The organism is Deinococcus phoenicis, from assembly GCF_000599865.1.
Lineage (GTDB): Bacteria > Deinococcota > Deinococci > Deinococcales > Deinococcaceae > Deinococcus > Deinococcus phoenicis.
In genome coordinates this window covers 15001-33071 of sequence record NZ_JHAC01000038.1, presented here as the reverse complement: position 1 = coordinate 33071, position 18071 = coordinate 15001, and the positions used below count along the sequence as shown (strand labels likewise).

General features: G+C 69.7%; 14 protein-coding genes (1 of these 14 running past the window's edge). 8 read left to right on the top strand and 6 right to left on the bottom strand.

Features of this window, described 5'->3' with window-relative positions:
• Nucleotides 1–21: 21 nt before the first annotated feature.
• Together dinB and DEIPH_RS12150 are read left to right on the top strand one after the other, a co-directional pair.
• On the top strand, nucleotides 22–1113 hold the full coding sequence (gene dinB / locus DEIPH_RS12155; protein WP_034358447.1) for a DNA polymerase IV: 1092 nt from the start codon (nucleotides 22–24) through the stop codon (nucleotides 1111–1113).
• Between the two features lie 157 nt (nucleotides 1114–1270).
• On the top strand, nucleotides 1271–2467 hold the full coding sequence (locus DEIPH_RS12150) for a branched-chain amino acid ABC transporter substrate-binding protein (RefSeq protein WP_034358445.1): 1197 nt from the start codon (nucleotides 1271–1273) through the stop codon (nucleotides 2465–2467).
• Nucleotides 2468–2539: 72 nt separating this feature from the next.
• On the opposite strand, the gene ppsA is transcribed toward DEIPH_RS12150, so the two are convergent.
• On the bottom strand, nucleotides 2540–4939 hold the full coding sequence (gene ppsA, locus DEIPH_RS12145) for a phosphoenolpyruvate synthase (RefSeq protein ID WP_034358442.1): 2400 nt from the start codon (nucleotides 4937–4939) through the stop codon (nucleotides 2540–2542).
• Nucleotides 4940–5104: 165 nt separating this feature from the next.
• On the opposite strand from ppsA, the gene DEIPH_RS12140 reads away from it, so the two are divergent.
• From DEIPH_RS12140 to cpdB, 6 genes are all read left to right on the top strand, one after another.
• Complete coding sequence (locus DEIPH_RS12140; protein WP_034358440.1) at nucleotides 5105–5917, top strand: pyruvate, water dikinase regulatory protein; 813 nt, start codon at nucleotides 5105–5107, stop codon at nucleotides 5915–5917.
• Between the two features lie 80 nt (nucleotides 5918–5997).
• Nucleotides 5998–7275 (top strand): glycolate oxidase subunit GlcF, encoded by a 1278-nt coding sequence (gene glcF, locus DEIPH_RS12135; protein WP_034358438.1) that lies wholly within the window; start codon nucleotides 5998–6000, stop codon nucleotides 7273–7275.
• A 127-nt stretch (nucleotides 7276–7402) separates the two neighbouring features.
• Nucleotides 7403–8848: an FAD-binding oxidoreductase gene (locus tag DEIPH_RS12130; protein WP_034358436.1), complete on the top strand. Its 1446-nt coding sequence runs from the start codon at nucleotides 7403–7405 to the stop codon at nucleotides 8846–8848.
• Nucleotides 8835–9494: a DUF5639 domain-containing protein gene (locus tag DEIPH_RS12125; RefSeq protein ID WP_034358434.1), complete on the top strand. Its 660-nt coding sequence runs from the start codon at nucleotides 8835–8837 to the stop codon at nucleotides 9492–9494. The genes DEIPH_RS12130 and DEIPH_RS12125 overlap by 14 nt, the downstream gene beginning before the upstream one ends.
• A 25-nt stretch (nucleotides 9495–9519) precedes the next feature.
• On the top strand, nucleotides 9520–10791 hold the full coding sequence (locus tag DEIPH_RS12120) for a lactate 2-monooxygenase (protein WP_034358432.1): 1272 nt from the start codon (nucleotides 9520–9522) through the stop codon (nucleotides 10789–10791).
• Nucleotides 10792–10835: 44 nt separating this feature from the next.
• Entirely contained in the window at nucleotides 10836–12722 is a 1887-nt protein-coding gene (cpdB, locus tag DEIPH_RS12115; RefSeq protein WP_034358430.1) for a 2',3'-cyclic-nucleotide 2'-phosphodiesterase, read from the top strand.
• A gap of 86 nt (nucleotides 12723–12808) precedes the next feature.
• Here cpdB and DEIPH_RS12110 read toward each other — a convergent pair whose 3' ends face one another.
• The 5 genes from DEIPH_RS12110 to rlmN form a co-directional block, all read right to left on the bottom strand.
• On the bottom strand, nucleotides 12809–13429 hold the full coding sequence (locus DEIPH_RS12110) for a hypothetical protein (RefSeq protein ID WP_034358429.1): 621 nt from the start codon (nucleotides 13427–13429) through the stop codon (nucleotides 12809–12811).
• Nucleotides 13426–14121 (bottom strand): redox-sensing transcriptional repressor Rex, encoded by a 696-nt coding sequence (locus DEIPH_RS12105; RefSeq protein ID WP_034358427.1) that lies wholly within the window; start codon nucleotides 14119–14121, stop codon nucleotides 13426–13428. Before DEIPH_RS12105 ends, DEIPH_RS12110 begins: the two co-directional genes overlap by 4 nt.
• A gap of 4 nt (nucleotides 14122–14125) precedes the next feature.
• Complete coding sequence (locus DEIPH_RS12100; RefSeq protein ID WP_034358425.1) at nucleotides 14126–15382, bottom strand: SPOR domain-containing protein; 1257 nt, start codon at nucleotides 15380–15382, stop codon at nucleotides 14126–14128.
• Nucleotides 15379–17061 carry a tetratricopeptide repeat protein gene (locus DEIPH_RS12095; RefSeq protein ID WP_034358423.1) on the bottom strand — a complete coding sequence of 561 codons (1683 nt, stop codon included), beginning with the start codon at nucleotides 17059–17061 and terminating at the stop codon, nucleotides 15379–15381. Before DEIPH_RS12095 ends, DEIPH_RS12100 begins: the two co-directional genes overlap by 4 nt.
• Nucleotides 17062–17299: 238 nt before the next feature.
• Nucleotides 17300–18071 carry the 3' portion of a 23S rRNA (adenine(2503)-C(2))-methyltransferase RlmN gene (gene rlmN / locus DEIPH_RS12090; RefSeq protein WP_034358421.1) on the bottom strand. It continues 263 nt past the right edge of the window, so only the last 772 of its 1035 coding nucleotides appear in the window; the start codon falls outside the window, past its right edge; the stop codon is at nucleotides 17300–17302.

Genomic DNA, 18071 nt, shown 5'->3' with positions numbered 1-18071 from the left:
GGGGTGGGGGAGGGAAGGGCCGTGGCGGGGCCACGCAAGATCATCCATGTGGATATGGACGCCTTTTATGCGTCGGTGGAGCAGCGTGACGATCCCCGGTTGCGTGGGCAGCCCGTCGCGGTGGCCTGGGGCGGCAAGCGCAGCGTGGTCCTCACGGCGAGTTACGAGGCGCGCGTGGACGGAGTCCGGAGTGCCATGCCGTTGTACCGGGCGCTGGAACGCTGTCCGGACCTGCGGGTGGTGCCGCCGCGCTTCGAGGCGTACCGCGAGGTGAGCGCGCAGGTCCGCGAGGTTTTTTTGCGGTACACGCCGCTGGTCGAGCCGCTCTCGCTGGACGAGGCGTATCTGGACGTGACGGCGCCTCTGACCGGCGGCCCGAGCGCCACCCGCATCGCGGAGCGAATCCGCGCCGAGATGCTTTCCCGGACCGGGCTGACGGCCACGGCGGGCGTGAGCGTGAACAAGTTCCTCGCCAAGCTGGCGAGCGGCCTGAACAAACCCGACGCCCTGACCGTGCTGCTGCCCGAGCAGGCCGGCGCCCTGCTGGCTGCGCTGCCCACCGCCGACTTCCACGGCATCGGTCCGGCGACGGCCCGCAAGCTCGCCGCGCACGGGATTCAGACCGGGGCCGACCTGCGCGCCGCGCCCCCCGGGCAGCTGGTCACGCTGTTCGGGCGGGTGGGCGAGCATTTTTCCCGGATCGCGCGCGGGCAGGACGACCGACCGGTGCAGCCGGACCGCGCGCCCGTCAGCATCGGCGCGGAGGAAACCTATGCCGAGGACCTCCGCACGCTGGAGCAGGTGCGGGCCGCGCTGCCGGAGCTGGCCCGGAACGTCGAGAGGCGGCTCGACCGGGCGGGCCTGGCGGGGCGGGTGGTCATCCTGAAACTCAAGTTCCAGGACTGGACGGTCCTCACGCGGCGGGTCACCCTGCCCCACACCGTGCGGACTGCGGAGACGCTGGCGCGGGTGGCTTCCGGCCTCGTCACGCCCGAGCTGACGGCGGGCCGTGGTGTGCGGCTGGTGGGCATCACCGTCTCGGGGCTGGGCGTGCCCACCGAGCCGCAGCCGACCCTGTTCGGGGAAGCGTGGGAGGAACCGCGCTCGGGCTAGAGAACGGCCCGACCTCGGGTGAGGATAGTCCCCCCAGCTCGGCGGATGGGGTCAGCCGTCTGAGCGGTCTGCGGACGGGCGTTTGCGTGTGGGAGTGGCCGCCGGCGCGACGGAACACCTGTAAGAGCGCTGTGAGCTGGCCCCGGTACTGTGACGTATGCAAAAGGTGAGAAAAGGATGGATCCGGCCGGCGGCAGTTTCCGCGCTGCTGCTGCTCGGCGCAGCCCATGCGGCCACGATCAGGGTGGCGACGGTCAGTCCGCTGAGTGGCAGTCTGACGGCCATCGGCAGCGAGGTCAAACGCGGCGCGGAACTGGCGGTGCAGGAGCAGGCCGGAGCCTTCAAGGCGCTGGGCTACGACCTGGTGCTGGCGCCCTATGACGATCAGGCCTCGGCGTCGCTGGGCGGACAGGTCGCCAAGTCCATCGTGGCGGACAGGAGCGTGCTGGGCGTAGTCGGGGCGCTGAACTCCAGCGTGTCGAACGTGGTGGCGCAGGCATTCGGCCCGGCGGGCCTCGCCATGGTCTCACCGGCCAGCACCAACGATCAGCTCACCCAGAATGACTGGGCGCACTTCAGCCGGGTCGTCGCGCCGGATGCCGCGCAGGGCGTCGCGGCGGCGAACTACATCGCGGACGAGTTGAAGGCCCGGTCGGTGTTCGTGATCTCCGACAACACGGCCTACGGCAACGGCCTGACCCGCGTGCTGCTCAGCAACCTCAAGAAGCGCAAGGTGAACGTTGCCGCCTACACGGGCGCGTCGACCCCCGCCCAGATGGCCGACGCCGTGAAGAAGGTCAAGGCCAGCGGGGCCGACATGGTGTATTTCGGCGGGACGGACGATACCGGCTCCCAGCTCGTCAAGTCGCTGCGGGCGGCGGGCGTCACGGCGACCTTCATGGGCGGCGACGGTCTGGATTCCCCCAGCTTTCTCCAGCGGACCGGCATCGCGGGGGCGGGCGTCGTCTACAGCACCGTCTTCGGTCCGGTGAGTGCCTTTTCCAACGCGCTGGAGTTCACGGACCGGTATCAGGCGGCCTACAAGAGCAAGCCGAGCGGCGTCGCCGTGTACGCCTACGACGCGACCAGCGCGCTTCTCGCGGCCATCAAGACGGCGGCGACCAACGCCAAGGCGCTGCCCACCCGCGCCCAGGTGAGTGCGGCCATGCGGAAGGTCAACCTTCCCGCCTGCTTCAACGCCGACAAGGCCCGCTGCACGACCATCACGGGGGCCGTCGCCTTCTCGGACAACGGAGAACGTCTGCGCTCGCGGGTGCTGATCATGCGCTTCGACGAGGTGCTTCAGCCCCAGGTCGCCAAGGTCCAGATCGTCAGCGCCGACAGCCTGAAATAAGCTGATCCCGCGCGGAAAGACAAGAGAGGGGCGGCCCCACCTGCCGGGCCGCCCCTCTCTTTCGCGCTGGGCTTACGCCCGCGCTTCCTCCCGCGCGCCCGTCTCTTCCCCCGCCAGGTGCAGCCAGGTGCTCAGCACGCTGTCGGGGTTGAGGCTGACCGAGTCGATGCCCTGCTCCATCAGCCACTGGGCCAGCGCCGGGTGGTCCGAAGGCCCCTGCCCGCAGATGCCCACGTACTTGCCCGCCCGCTTGGCAGCTTTGATCGCCTGGCTCATCAGTGCCAGCACGGCCTCGTTCTGCTCGTCGAACAGGTCGGCCACCAGCCCGGAGTCGCGGTCCAGGGCCAGCGTGAGCTGCGTCAGGTCGTTGCTGCCGATAGAAAAGCCGTCGAAGTGTTCGAGGAACTGGTCGGCCAGAATCGCGTTGCTGGGCACCTCGCACATCATGATGACCTTGAGGCCCTCATCCCCTTCAGTCACAGCCTCGCCGCGCGTCAGGCCGTTCTTCTCCAGAATCCCGATGATCGTCTGCGCCTCGCCTACCGTCCGGACGAAGGGAATCATCACCTGCACGTTCGTCAGGCCCATCCCGCCCCGCACCTCGCGGATCGCCTCGCACTCCAGCGCGAAGGCGGCGGCAAAGTCGGCGGAGCGGTAGCGGGAAGCGCCCCGGAAGCCGATCATCGGGTTCTCTTCCTGCGGCTCGTAGGCGGGGCCGCCGATCAGGTGGGCGTATTCGTTGCTCTTGAAGTCGCTGAGGCGGACGATCACCGGCTTGGGGGCGAAGGCCGCCGCGATGCTCGCCACGCCCTCGGCCAGCTTCTCGCGGAAGAAGTCGCGCGGTGAGGCGTACCCGGCGGTCTTCTCGTCAATCTGCGCCTTGACCTCATCCGGCACGTCCGGGTAATCGAGCAGCGCGCGGGGGTGAATGCCGATCACGTTGGAGATGATGAACTCGACGCGCGCCAGCCCCACGCCCTCGTTCGGCAGCGCGGCGAAGGAAAAGGCGCGGTCGGGCGAGGCGACGTTCATCATGATCTTCATCGGGACGGCGGGCATGGCGTCGAGTTCGACGCGGTTGACGCGGAAGGGCAACTGGCCCGCGTACACGTACCCGGTGTCGCCCTCGGCGCAACTGACCGTGACGGCCTGTCCGCTTTGCAGTTCGCGGGTGGCGGTGCCGCTGCCCACCACCGCCGGAATCCCCAGCTCACGCGCAATGATCGCCGCGTGGCAGGTGCGCCCGCCCCGGTTGGTCACGATGGCGGAGGCCCGCTTCATCACCGGTTCCCAGTCGGGATCGGTCATGTCGGCCACCAGCACGTCGCCGTCCTGCACCTGCTCCATCTGCGAGGGGTTGCGGACCACCCGCACGGTGCCCGCGCCGATGCGGTTGCCCACCGCGCGGCCTTCGACCAGTACCTCGCCGGTTCCCTGAAGCTCGAAGCGTTCCAGCGTGCGCCCGGCGCGGCTCTGCACCGTCTCGGGCCGGGCCTGGAGGATGTAGATCAACCCGTCGCGCCCGTCCTTACCCCATTCGATGTCCATCGGGCGCTGGTAATGGTCCTCGATGGTCACGCACTGGCGGGCCAGTTCGGTCAGGTCCTCGTCCGAGAGGCAGAAGCGGCGGCGGTCCTCCTCGGGCACGTCCACCGATTCGACACCGCCGCCCTCGGCGTAGATCATCTTGCGGGCCTTGCTGCCCAGGGTGCGGCGCAGCACCGCCCGTTTGCCAGCCCTCAGCGCGGGTTTGTACACAAAGAACTCGTCGGGGTTGACTGCCCCCTGCACGACCAGTTCACCCAGACCGTAGGCCGCCGTCACCAGCACCGCGTCCCGGTAACCGCTCTCGGTGTCCAGGGTAAAGGCCACGCCGCTCACGCCCAGGTCGGTGCGGACCATGCGCTGCACGCCCGCCGAAAGCGCCACGTCCGCATGTTCGAAGTTGTGGTGGACGCGGTAGCTGATCGCCCGGTCGTTGTACAGCGAGGCGAACACCAGCCGGACATGGTGCAGCACCGAATCCGCGCCGCGCACGTTCAGAAAAGTTTCCTGCTGTCCGGCAAAGGAGGCTTCCGGCAGGTCCTCGGCGGTGGCGCTGGAGCGCACGGCCACGTCCGGCTCGGTGCCCCCCGCCTCCTGCGTCAGCTGGGCGTAGGCGTCCCGGATGGCCTGTTCCAGCTCGGCGGGCAATTCGCCTTCCTCGACCCAGCCGCGAATCTCCTTCCCGGCGGCGGCCAGGGCCACCACGTCGTTCACGTCCAGCGCCGAGAGCCGCGCGTTGATCTTCTCCTCGATCCGGTTGTGGGTCAGGAAAGCCCGGAAAGCGTCGGCGGTGGTGGCGAAGCCGCCCGGCACCCGCACCCCGGCACTGCTCAGGCCCTGAATCATCTCGCCGATAGAGGCGTTCTTGCCGCCCACGACCTCCACGTCCGTCATCCTTAGTGTCTGGAACCAGCGAATCATGTCCATGCGTCCTCCGCGTGTGGGTGGGTTTCCCGCGTGTGGAACCGGCGGGGGTTCGTGTTCGGAAACCCCCACAGCTTACCCTGACCGCCCGTTCCCGTCTGCCACCTGCCCAGGGACAATCTTCAGGCTTCTGGACAGCCCCCCGCCCCGGCGTGTCAGGCTGCCACCATGACCCCGCCTCCCCGCACCGTGCTGATCGTTAGCGACCACACCGGCCTGACCGCCGAGAACACCGCCCGCGCGCTGCTGGCGCACTTTCCCAATCAGCCCCTCAAGTACCTCCAGCGGCCCTTCGTCGCCAGTGTGCCCGCCGCGCAAGGGGTGGCCCGTGAGGTGGCGGCGCTGGCCCAGCGGGGCGAGCGGCCCCTGATCTTCACCACCATCACCGACGCCGCCGTGCTGCGCGAACTGGAAGCCTCGCCCGCCCAGCTGTTCGACCTGCTTGGCCCCGGTCTGACGGCGCTGGAACATGAGTTCGGCGAGAGGGCCGCCCGCAGCGTGGGCCGCTACCACGACATGCACGACCAGAGCAGCTACCTGGCGCGCATGGACGCCCTGGACTTCGCCCTCGCCACCGACGACGGCCTGGGCGACCGCCAGTACGGGCTGGCCGACGTGATCCTGGTCGGCGTCAGCCGCGCGGGGAAGACTCCCACCAGCCTGTTTCTGGCCCTCCAGCACGGCATCCGCGCCAGCAATTACCCGCTGGCCGAGGACGACTTCGAGCGCGAGTCGCTGCCCCTTCCCCTCGAACCCTGGCGGGCCAAGCTGCATGGCCTGACCATCGACCCCCGCCGCCTGCACGCCATCCGCACCCAGCGCAAGCCGAACAGCCGTTACGCCAGCCTAGAACAGTGCGAACACGAGGTCCGCCGCGCCGAGCGCCTCTTTCAGCGGGTCGGGATTCCCGTCCGCGACACCACCAGCGCCAGTGTCGAGGAGATCGCGGCGGGGATTCTGGCGCAGGTGCGGCGGGGGTAAAGGGGCGCGGACGCTCCCCTACATATCTCCCTTTCCTGCCCCCTCCGCCCCTCTATCCTGTCCCCCGTGAGGCAGAGGCCGTGAACAACGACATTCCCGTGCAGCACATCGGGCCGCAGGGCGAGGTGATGGCGCACGCGGTGGATGCCTGCGTGCATTGCGGCTTCTGCCTGCCCGCCTGCCCGACCTATGCCCTGCTGGGTGACGAGATGGACAGCCCGCGCGGGCGCATCGTGCTGATGAAGGAGGTGCTGGAAGGTGCGCTGCCCCTCGCGGACGCCGCCCCGCACCTCGACCGCTGCCTGGGGTGCCAGGCGTGCGTGACCGCCTGCCCGAGTGGCGTGCCCTACGGCGAACTCATCACCAGTTTCCGGGGCTGGAGCGAACCGCAGCGCGAGCGTTCGCCGCTGGACCGCGCCAAGCGGGCGGCCATCCTGAAGATTCTCCCCGCCCCGAAGGTGTTCAGCCTCGCCGCGCGGGTGGGGCAGTACACCAAGCCCCTCGCGCCCGTGCTGCCTACTGCGCTGCGTGCGCCCCTCGACCTGCTGCCCGAGCATGTTCCGGCGATGCAGCCCAGCCCACGGGTCACGCCCGCCAGGGGCCAACGCCGGGGCCGGGTGGCCTTCCTCGCCGGATGTGCGCAACAGGCCCTCGCCCCCAACTTCAACGCGGCCACGCTCCGAGTGCTGGCCCGCAACGGTATCGAGGTGGTGCTGCCTGAAGGGCAGGGCTGCTGCGGGGCGGCTGCGCTGCACACCGGCGCGCGGGAAGAAGCGTTGCGGCTGGTGCGTCAGAACCTCGCCGCCTTCGACCCGGGCGACTATGACGCGATCCTCAGCAACGCGGCAGGCTGCGGCGCGGGCCTCAAGGAATACCCGGTGGTGCTGCACGGCCTCCCCGATGAGGCGCAGGCGCGGGCCTTCGCGGTGAAGGTGCAGGACATCAGCGAGTTTCTGGCGGGGCTGCTGCGGGAAGGCGACCTCGAACCTTTCCTGCCCACCTCCCGGCCCCTCACCGTCGCCTACCACGACGCCTGCCACCTCGCCCACGCCCAGGGCGTCCGCGCCGCGCCGCGCGAACTGTTGCGCGCCATCCCCGGCGTGACGGTGCTGGAGGTGCCCGAGGGCGACCTGTGCTGCGGCTCGGCGGGCACCTACAACCTCGAACAGCCCGAACTGGCGAATCAGCTCGGCGTGCGGAAGGCCAGGAACATCCTTTCCACCATGCCCGACCTGATCGCCAGCGGCAACATCGGCTGCCACACGCAGATTCAGAGCCACGTCCGGCGGCAGGGGAGCCGGGTGCCGGTGCTGCATACGGTGGAAGTGCTGGATTTGGCTTACCGGGGGGAGCTGTGAACGGGTCGCGGATGACCCCTCAGTCGGCTGCGCCGACAGCTCCCCTTGAAAGGGAGCCAGAACATCAGGTTTCATGCCTTCCTTTTAAGGGGAGGTGGCCCCGAAGGGGTCGGAGGGGTTGCCGCCCATGACCCCCCGCAAAACCGCCCTCTCCCCCGGCTCTCCCGCCCCCAAACCCCGCTCAAACGGGAAACCGGACAACGCTCTGGCCGCCGAACTCACCCGCCTGCTCGGCCCGCAAAAGGTGCTGTCCAACCTCTCCGAGCGCCTGAACTACCGGTACGACGCGATTCAGTTCGGCGCGACGCCTCTTGCGGTGGTGCTGCCGGAAAGCACGGCGGACGTGGTGACGGCGGTGCGGGCGGCGCGGGCGGCGGGTGTGCCCATCGTGGGGCGTGGGGCGGCGAGTGGGCTTTCGGGCGGCGCGGCTCCGGCCTTGCCCGGCCTCGTCATCTCCTTTACCCGCATGACCCGGCTTGCTATCTTCCCCGAGCGGCGTGAGGCGCGGGCGCAGGCGGGCGTGGTGACGCTGGCGGTGACGGAGAAGGCGAGGCCCTTCGGCCTGATCTACCCCCCCGACCCCGCCAGCTTCCGCACCAGCACCATCGGCGGAAACCTGGGCGAGAACGCGGGCGGGCCGCTGTGCTTCAAGTACGGCGTGAGCGGGGATTACGTCAAGGCCCTGGAATTTGTGGACGCGGACGGCGAGGTGCATGAACTGACCCGTGACGCCTACGACCTCGCCGGACTGCTGATCGGCTCGGAGGGCACGCTGGGCCTGATCACCGAGGCCACGCTGCGCCTGACCCCGCCCCCGCAGTACACCCGCACCCTGATGGCGAGTTTCCCGGAAGTGGGGGCCTGCGCCGAGGCCGTCAGCGCCGCGATTGCCGCCGGGGCCGTGCCGGGCAAGCTGGAGTTCATGGACCGGGCCTGCACGAACGCGGTTGAGGATTATCTACACCTGGGGCTGCCGCGTGAGGCGGAAGCGGTCTTGCTGGTGGACACCGACGGCGACGACCTGGAAACGGTGGAGGAGGAACGCGCCCTGGTGGAGGCCGCCTGTCTGGCGGCGGGGGGCACCGTGCGCCGCGCTGCCAGTGACGCCGAGAGCGCCGCCCTGTGGCAGGCCCGCCGCAGCGTCAGCCCGGCGCTGGGCCGCATCCGCCCGCAGCGCATGAACGAGGACATCGTGGTGCCCCGCAGCGCCTTGCCCGACGTGGTGCGCGAGATTCGCGCGCTGGGCGACGCCAGCGGCTTTCACGTCGTGCAGTTCGGGCACATCGGGGACGGGAACCTGCATCCCAACATCCTGTTCGATCCGCGCCGCGAGTCGGCGGAAGCCGTCCACGACCTCGCCCACCGGATCGCCCTCGTCGCCATCCGGTACGGCGGCGTCCTCAGCGGCGAACACGGCATCGGCACCATGAAACGCCCCTTCATGCGCGAGGCGGTGGACCCGGTGACCCTCGCGGCCCTGTGGGACGTGAAGCGGGCACTGGACCCGGCGGGGGCGCTGAATCCGGGGAAGGTGCTGCCGGACGAGACTGGAAGTGACCATGCCCGTCCTTGACCTCTCTCCCGGCGACCAGACCGCCACTGTCAGCGGCGATACCGGGTTGCTGGAGGTCTACGCCGCGCTTCCCGCTGGCCTGTTCCCCCCCTTTCCACCCGTGGAATTGCCGGGGGGGGTGGGCGGCCTGGTCGTGCGCGGCGGCTTCGGCCAGACCTTCTTCTTCGGGGCGGAGGTGCTGGGCGTGACCTTCCGCGCCCCCAGTGGGCGGGTGATCCGGGCGGGCGGGCGCACCGTGAAGAACGTGCAGGGCTACGACCTCACCCGGCCCTTCGTGGGGAGTTTCGGCGCGCTGGGCGAGGCGCTGGAGGTCACGTTACGCCTGCGCCCCGGCCTGTCCGTGCGGCACGTCCTGGCCCCCGGCACCCTGGCGGCGCTGGGTCACCTGACCGCCCGCTTCGCGTGGCAGGACGGGGCCGAAGTTCACCTGATGCATTTCGGCCATGCGCGCGAGGTGGAGCGGGCGCTGGGGCTATGGCCGGGGGCCAGGGAGGTGACGGGGCCGCTCGACCTGACCTCCCGTTTTCCGGCGGGCATGGGGGTGGGCGAGGGGGCCGCGCTGCGTGACCGCCGCTTCGGGTGGGTCGACGGCGGCGAGGTCCCACCTGTCCCCCCCCTCTTTGCACGGGTCGCCGCCCGCCTGTAACCGGGGCGGCGCTTTATCCTGACCCATGACGAACATCGGGTCGGGACCGGGCCGCTCGCGGCAGACGCGCATCTACGTGCGGGGCCTGGGCGGTGAGAGGCCCGCTGTCCCGGTGATGCCCGAGCGGTTGCAGGAAGCCGCCCGCGCCAGACTGAACGCGGCGGATTTTGCCTATATCGCGGGTGGGGCGGGGGCCGAGCGCACCATGCGCGCCAACCTCGCGGCATTCGAGCGGGTCCGGCTGTGGCCGCGCCGGCTCAGCGGTCCCCGCGAACGTGACCTCAGCGTGGAGCTGCTGGGCCGCACCCTGTCCGCGCCGCTGCTGCTCGCGCCCATCGGCGTGCTGGAGGCGGCGCACCCGGAAGCCGACCTGGCGGTGGCGCGGGCGGCGGCCGCGGAGAACGTCCCCTTCATCTTCAGCTCGCAGGCGTCCGTGCCTATGGAGGAGTGTGCCGCCGCGATGGGCGACTCGCCCCGCCTGTTTCAGCTCTACTGGGGCACCGACGACGAGGTGACGCGCTCCTTCGTGCGCCGCGCCGAAGCCTGCGGCGCACAGGCCATCGTGCTGACGCTCGACACCACGCTGCTGGGGTGGCGGCCCCGCGACCTCGACCTGGGGAGCCTGCCCTTTTTGCGTGGGCGCGGCATCGCGCAGTATCTCAGCGACCCGGTGTTCCGCTCGCGGCTCGCTGCGCCCCTGCCCGCCCCCGCCGTGCAGCCTCCCCGCACCCCCGCCCTGCTGCGCGCTGGGACCGAACTGGCCGCCAAAGGCCGCCGGTTCGGCCTCAGCCTGGAGCAGATGCGTTCGGCCGCCGCCCGCTTCACCGCCACCTATACCCGCCCCGACCTCGGCTGGGACGACGTGAGCCGCCTGCGCGAGTGGACCGACCTTCCCATTCTCCTCAAGGGCATCCTTCATCCCGACGACGCGCGGGAGGCGGTCCGCCGGGGCGCCGACGGCTTGATCGTCAGCAACCACGGGGGTCGCCAGATCGACGGGGAGGTGGCGGCGCTCGACGCCCTGCCCGGTGTGGTCGCGGCGGCGGGCGACCTGCCGGTCCTCCTCGACAGTGGGGTCCGCACCGGATCGGACGTGGCCAAGGCGCTGGCGCTGGGGGCGCGGGCCGTCCTGCTGGGGCGGCCTTACGTGTACGGCCTCGCCCTCGCGGGGGAGGCGGGCGTGCGCGAGGTGCTGGGGAACGTGCTGGCCGAGTTCGACCTCACGCTGGGGTTGATGGGGGTGGGGGCAGCCCGGGACCTGGGACCGGAATATCTCGCGCCGTCTACACAACCCTGACCGGGGCGCGTATCCTGAAGGGCGTGCATAAACAGTTTGCTCTGATGACGGCCCTGCTCCTGGGAGCGGCGGGTGCGCAGACCGTCGACCTGCGTATTCTCGAAACGACCGACCTGCACACCAATGCGCTCGGCTACGACTATTACCAGGACAAGCCCACCGGCGAGTTCGGGTTGGAGTACACGGCCACGCTGATCAAGCAGGCCCGTGAGGAGAAGCGCAACACGCTGCTGTACGACAACGGCGACCTGATCCAGGGGAACCCGCTGGGCGACTTCGTGGCGCGGGTGCAGCCGCTCAAGGCCGGGCAGATGCACCCCCTGCACGCCGCCATGCGCGTCCTGAAGTACGACGCGGGCAACCTCGGCAACCATGAGTTCAACTACGGCTTGCCCTTCCTCCAGGGCGTGATCGCCGCCGCGCCCATGCCCTACGTGAGTGCCAACGCCTACAAGGACGACGGCAACGGCAAACCCGGCGAAAATGCCTTCACGCCCTACCTGATCGAGCGCAAGATCGTCTACGACACCGAGGGCCGCCCCTACGTCATCAACGTGGGCGTGATCGGCTTCCTGCCCCCGCAGATCGTCAACTGGGACAAGTCCAACCTCGACGGCAAGATCGTCACCACCGACATCGTGGAGGCCGCGCGCAAGTTCGTGCCGCAGATGAAGGCCCAGGGGGCCGATATCGTCGTGGCCGTCGCGCACAGCGGTATCAGCGCCGATTACCAGCCCGGCCAGGAGAACGTGGCCGCCGAACTCACCCGGGTTCCCGGTATCGACGTGGTCCTGAGCGGCCACAGCCACCAGGAGTTCCCGGGGCCGGTGTACAAGAGCATTCCCGGCGCGGACCTCACCAAGGGGACCATCAACGGCAAGCCGGTCGTGATGGCGGGCTTCTGGGGCAGTGACCTGGGGATCGTGGACCTGAAGCTGAACTACGACCGCAAGGCGCAGAAGTGGACGGTCGCGGACGGAACGGCCAGCCTGCGCCCGATCTGGGACAAGACGGCCAAGAAGAGCCTCATCACGCCCGACCCGCGCATCGCCGCCGCCGTCAAGAAGGCCCATGAGGGGACCCTCGCCTACGTGCGCGGCAAGGTGGCCGATCTCACGGCGCCCATCACGTCCTACTGGGCCCTCGTGCAGGACGACCCCAGCGTGCAGCTCGTGAGTAGTGCCCAGACCGCCTACGTCAAGGCCGCGCTGGCAAATACCCAGTACAAGGACCTGCCGGTGCTGAGCGCCGCCGCGCCCTTCAAGGCCGGGGGCCGGGGCGGGGCCAGCTACTACACCGACATTCCCGCCGGAACGCTCGCCATCAAGAACGTGGCCGACCTGTACGTGTACCCCAACACCGTCCAGGCCGTGCTGGTGACGGGCGCGCAGGTGCAGGAGTGGCTGGAGCGCGCGGCCGGGCAGTTCAAGCAGATCGACCCCAGCAAGACCGAACCCCAGGCGCTCGTCGACGACAGCTTCCCCACCTACAACTTCGACGTGATCGACGGCGTCACCTACGAGATCGACGTGACCCAGCCCAGCCGCTACGGCAGCAAGGGCGAACTGGTCAACGACCAGGCCCACCGCATCAGGAACCTGATGTATCAGGGCAAGCCCATTGACCCAGGGGCGCAGTTCGTGGTCGCCACCAACAACTACCGCGCTTCGGGCGGCGGCTCCTTCCCCGGCTTGACCGGCAAGAACATCATCCTCCAGGCCCCCGACGAGACCCGCGAGGCGCTGGTGAAGTACTTCAACGAGCAGAAGACGGTGAACCCCACCGCCGACGGCAACTGGAAGCTCACGCCCATCCCCGGCGCAACCCTGCTGTACGTCAGCAGCCCCAACGCCCAGAAGAACCTGCCCGCCGGGGCGACCCTCCTGCGCACGCGGGATGACGGCTTTGCGGAGTATCTGATCAAGTTCTGAGGCGAGCAGCAACTGGCGAGAGAGGCGGTGGAATGGTCGCCTCTCTCTTTTTTGTTCTGCCTGTCTGCTGCTGAAGGGTTAAGGGATCAGTTGTTTACGAGATTGAAATAGGCATTGCTGCCGATACCGGAAACCGGAATGACGACAGACGCGCCGTTGCTGCTCTTGCCTACGAACTCAAGGTCAACGGTGCTGTAAGCGGGGCCTTCGATTTGCTGAGCCACTGGAATCAGGGCGCTGGCAAAATCGATGGCGACTTCTGCACTGGGCAGGCCATTGGCTGGAGCCAGGTTGGTTCCATTGGCGGAGCAGGAATCTGTGGCCGTTCGTTCGGCACAGGTGAAACCTGAGCCGACATAAAGGTTCATCTTCTTTTGCTCGACGACCTCTTTGCCGGTGACATCAGTGCCGTTAATGATATAGCGGGTAATCCGGTAGCCGGTGATGTAGGCGGCGTCAGAGCCGGGTCTGGCGGTGAAGATAAACCTGACCGGCCCAGACGCGCCGGAGCTGAAGGTGGTGGACCCAGGCTTGGTCACGTTTCCTTTCTCGTCTACGACGGGCGCGGTGACTGTCTTGGTCACGGTGACTTGTGATGTGGCGTCGTTGGTTGAGATGCCGATATCGACACGGTTGTTGACGCCAACTTGACCGCACGCGCTGAGCAGCAGAACGGGTGCCACGAGACCAAGAGCCAGGTTTTTCATTCATTCTCCTCTGTATCCACAGTGCTGAGATGCGGGTTCAGGATGTAAAAGGCCAGCCGTTTCATGCCTGCCAGGAAATCGACGTTCTCCACAATCACAGCACGCCATTCATCACTGATTTCTTGCTGGCCGGACCGCTCCAGGGTGCGCGGCTGGATCACGGTGGGGGCGAAGTTGAGAATGCCCCGCACGCCCGCGTCGGCAAGGGCCTGGGCCGCGTCCTGGGCACGTTCGGGCGGCACGGCCAGAAAGCCCATGTCCACCCGCGCCCCACGCGTGAAATCGCGCAGTTCGTCCACATGGCGCACGGTCAGGCCGCGCACCTGGGTTCCGACCAGCTCCGGGTTTACGTCGAACAGGCCCACGTACTGGAACTGGTAATCGCTCGCGCCGGGATAGTTGGCGATGGCCTGCCCCAGACGGCCCACGCCGACGATCACCACGTTCCAGGTCTGGTTCAGGCCCAGGACGCGCATCAGTTCACGCTTGAGGATGGGCACCGTATAGCCCATGCCGCGCGTGCCGAAGCGCCCGAAGTAGGCGAGGTCCTTGCGGACCTGGAAGGCGGTGACGCCCGCCCGCTCGGCCAGGTCGCCACTGCTGGTGCGGCTCACCTCCTGCGCTTCCAGCCCTTCCAGAATTCGCAGGTAGGTGACGAGGCGGCTGATGGTGGCGGTCGGAATCCCGGTCATGCGTTCACCGGACCCGGAAGTGGTCGAAGCCGTTCGCGTCCAGCTTCTCCTCGGCGCTGGTCACGGCCGCGCCACTGAAGGGGCCGATCAGCACGCTGACCTTGCGGCCCTCGGGGGCGTTCACGGTGGGCGCGTAGCCCTGTTCGCGCAGCTGGCCCACCAGCGTCTGGGCGCTCTCCACCCGGTCGAAGGCCCCCACCTGGAGGTAGACGGGACCGCTGGGCACCGGCGCGGCTGTCGGCTTGGCCGTCTCGGCGGCTGGGGCCTCGCTGGAGGCTGTCTGGGCCGCAGGTGCCTGAGCAGGGGAGGCGGGGCGGGAAGGCGCACTCTCGGTGCTCTCCGCGCCCGCAGCGCCCAGACTGCGGTTGCGCGGAGGATACAGAACCGCGCTGGGATAGGCCCGCTGAATATCCGCGAGGGCCTGCCGGGCGGTCGCCTCGTCCGCGAAGGGGCCGACCTGCGCGACCGCCTGGGACCCCAGGTCGATGGGGTAGACGGTGTACCCGAGATCACGGACGCCCTGGGTCCGGCTCTGCGCGGTGCCCACCGAGCCGAAGGTGCCCAGGCTGATGCGGTAGTCGCTCCGCAGGGGCGTGCGCTGCTCGCTGGTGGCGACCGCTCCCCCGGCACGCGGCGGGACGCCAGACGCACCGGACGGCTGGCCCGCCGTCGCCTGCGAGGGAACCGGCTGGACGGGGTTCGTCGGGGGATCGGGGAGGGTCACGGGCGGGGCAGGGGGGGCGCTGGGGGCCGCCGGGATGGGTTCGGCGGGCACCACGGGCACTTCGCCGCTGGCTGACGCAGGCGCGCTGCTGGCGGGCGGGGTGGGTGCGGGGGCCGCCGTTTCCGAGGGGGGCGTTTCCGGTGTGGAGGTGCCCGCGTCCGCCTTCGCCGGGTCAGGCTGTGCCGGGCGGGCCGTTGCGGGTTCAGTCGCCGGGGTGGCCGGCGGGTTGCCGGGGTCCGCCGTCTGGGCCGGTGCCGCCGTGTTCGCGCCGCCAACCTGCTCTGTTCCGGCGCTGTCCGGTGCTGGGGAAGAGGCGACCGGAGTGGGGGCGGCGCTGTGGTCCGGCACGATCTCGGTGCCGGGTGCGCCGGGAATGACGGGCGCGGGGGCCGGTTCGGTCACGGGTGCAGGGGCCTGGGCCAGCTGCGGGCGGCGCTGCCCGAGGAGCAGCAGGGCGAAACCCGCGAGCAGCAGCAGGACCAGCAGGCCGATCAGCAGGTCCGGCCAGCGGCGGGGTCGGCTCTCGGCGCGGCTCACTTCAGCGCTCCCTTGGCCTTGGCATTCCCCAGATTGGCCGCCGTCTTCAGCGACTGCCGGGCTTCGGGTTCACGCGACTGGGCGCGCTGGGCCAGGCCCAGCAGATACCACGCCTCGCCGTTCTTGGGGGTGTCGCTGACCAGGCCGCGCAGGATCGCCTCGGCCTCCGCGTAGCGGGCGCTGGCGAGCAGGGCCGACGCGAGGTTCTGCCGCGCGGTCGGCGTGGGGTTCAACTTCACGCTCTCGCCCAGCGCCGTCGCGGCTGCGGCGTAGTCCTTGCGGGCGTAGGCGCTGAGGCCCAGCCACAGGTACGCCTCGGCACTGGGAGCGGCAGCGGTGCTGGCCCGCAGCGCCGTCTGTGCCGGGCCGTACTGGCCCTGGCGGTACGCCGCGACACCCTGTACGAACTGGGCGCGGGCCAGGGTGGCCGGGTCGGGACTCAGCCGCAGGGCCTGCGCGGCGTCCCGCGCGGCCCCGGCCGGCTGCCCCAGCGCGAGCCGCAAGGCGGCCTGCCCGGTGCGGTAGGCGGCATTTTGCGGGGCGAGTGCTGTGGCCTTTTCATAGGCGGCGAGTGCCCCGGGCCGGTCGTTGCGGGCGGTTCGCAGCTCGGCCAGCCGCGCGAAGGCGGCCGCATTGCGGCTGTCCTCGCGTGCGGCATCCTGCGCGGCGAAGACGGCGGCCCGCGTGTCGCCGCTCGCGGCCAGCACGTCGGCCTTGCGCAGCAGCAGGACCGCGCGGTCCCCACCGTTCCTGACCCGTCCGGCGGCGGCGTCGAGTTCGCGCACTGCCCGGTCCGGCAGGCCCTGGCCCACGTAGATATCGGCCACCAGCAGCGCGGCGTCCACCCGTTCGGGCTGCCGCTCCAGCACGGCGTAGACGCCCGGCAACGCTGCTGCGCCCTGCCCGGCGAGCACCTGGGCCTGCGCCAGCCGGAACTGGGCATTCACGTCGTTCGGGTCGAGCGCCGTGATCTCGGCCAGGGTGGCGCTCAGGCCCGCGAAGTCTCCGGCGCGGGTCTGCTCGGCGGCCAGGGCTTCCAGCACCTGCCGCTGCGTGGCGGGGCCGGCCTTGCCGCGTGCTAGGGTCGCGGCCTCGCCGTACAGCCGCAGCGCGTCGGCAAAGCGGCCTTCGCGGCCCGCGATCACGCCCAGGTTGTACGGTCCCTCGGGGCGCTCCGGGGCCAGGGCCACGAGCTGGGTGAACTCGAAGGCGGCCCCCTTCAGATTGCCCAGAGAGAGCAGCGTCAGGCCCAGTCCGAAATGCGGTTCCGGCTGCCGGTAGTTCTGCGCGATCAGGCCCTCGAACAGGGTGCGGGCCTGAGGGAGCTGCCCCGCGCCCAGGGCGGCCTGAGCCTGGGCCAGTTGCTTCTGCTGCGCCTCCGTCAGCGGGAGGGCGGGGGGCAGCGTGGGGGCCGGGGGCGTCGCGGCGGGGGCCACGGTTGCGGGTGCAGGTTGCGTCTGCCCGGCTGGCGTCTGGCCGGTGGGGGCCTGGCCTTCCGGGCAGGCCTGGGGCGCGAGCTTGCAGGCATCGAAGTTGACGGTCATGGAACCGCTCTGGCCCTGCTGCAACGTGTTCTGCACCGAGATGGCCGCCGACGTGTCGAGCAGCGTCTGGGCCGAGGCAGCGGGAGGGGCGACCAGCAGCAGGCCGAGCAGTACCTTGAGGTTATGTTGAGTCACCGGAGGGGCCTCCTGAACGGGGGGAACATGAAAATCGTAGCATCAGGCTCTTGCTGAACCCTTACGCGGCTTGGGGTGCGCTGGGCGCCGTAATTCTCTCACGCCGCCGTGAGGAAGGTGGCGGGACGTGGATTTACCTTCCTCACTGGCCTCATCTGCTGGCCGGGGCTGCTGCTTTCAAGAAAAGCACCTCCCCGGAAGGGAGGCAGAGGGACAGACGAGGGACCGGTGGAGGCGCTCAGGCCGGTGCGCCCGCTGCGGCTCCGGGCCGCTTCAGCGCGAGTTGGCCGCACGCCGCGCCCGCATCCTTGCCGCGCGAGCGCCGCACACTCACGTCCACCCCACGCGCCTCCAGGGCGTCGTAAAAGGCCTGAATCTCCTCCTCGGTGCTGCTCTCGAAGCCCGAGCCGTCCCAGGGGTTCATCGGGATCAGATTCACGTGGCTGACCAGCCCGCGCAGCAGCCCGGCGAGTTCCTCCGCCTGCCAGAGGTGGTCGTTCACGCCGCGCAGCATCGAATACTCGAAGGTCACGCGGCGGCCTGTGACGGCCTGGTATTCCCGCGCCGAGGCCATGATCTCGGCAATCGAGTTGCGGTGCCCGGTCGGGATGATGCGCTGGCGGGTTTCCTCGTCGGGCGCGTGCAGGCTGATCGCCAGCTTGATGCCGAGGTCGTCTTCCGCCGCCAGCCGCCGGATGCCTTTGGGCAGCCCCACCGTGCTGAGGGTCACGCGGCGTTTGCTCATGCCCAGCGCCTGCGGGTGCAGCAGAATCCGCGCCGCCTGCATGGTGTGGTCGTAGTTCAGCAGCGGCTCGCCCATGCCCATGAACACCAGATTCCGCAGCTCGCGCGGCGCGAGGCCCTCGCCGCCCGCCACCGCCAGAATCTGCCCCACGATCTCGCCCGGCGTCAGGTTGCGCCCGAAGCCCATCGCCCCCGTCGCGCAGAAGGCGCACTTGGCGGGGCAGCCCACCATCGTGGACACGCAGATGGTCTTGCGGTCGAGGTAC

Excerpts from the sequence above, each read along its gene's own strand:
- DEIPH_RS12150 (WP_034358445.1), top strand. The coding sequence starts at position 1,271 with ATGCAAAAGGTGAGAAAAGGATGGATCCGGCCGGCGGCAGTTTCCGCG.
- DEIPH_RS12125 (WP_034358434.1), top strand. The coding sequence starts at position 8,835 with ATGCCCGTCCTTGACCTCTCTCCCGGCGACCAGACCGCCACTGTCAGC.
- DEIPH_RS12110 (WP_034358429.1), bottom strand. The coding sequence starts at position 13,429 with ATGAAAAACCTGGCTCTTGGTCTCGTGGCACCCGTTCTGCTGCTCAGC.
- cpdB (WP_034358430.1), top strand. The coding sequence starts at position 10,836 with ATGACGGCCCTGCTCCTGGGAGCGGCGGGTGCGCAGACCGTCGACCTG.
- DEIPH_RS12140 (WP_034358440.1), top strand. The coding sequence starts at position 5,105 with ATGACCCCGCCTCCCCGCACCGTGCTGATCGTTAGCGACCACACCGGC.
- DEIPH_RS12120 (WP_034358432.1), top strand. The coding sequence starts at position 9,520 with ATGACGAACATCGGGTCGGGACCGGGCCGCTCGCGGCAGACGCGCATC.
- ppsA (WP_034358442.1), bottom strand. The coding sequence starts at position 4,939 with ATGGACATGATTCGCTGGTTCCAGACACTAAGGATGACGGACGTGGAG.
- DEIPH_RS12105 (WP_034358427.1), bottom strand. The coding sequence starts at position 14,121 with ATGACCGGGATTCCGACCGCCACCATCAGCCGCCTCGTCACCTACCTG.
- DEIPH_RS12130 (WP_034358436.1), top strand. The coding sequence starts at position 7,403 with ATGACCCCCCGCAAAACCGCCCTCTCCCCCGGCTCTCCCGCCCCCAAA.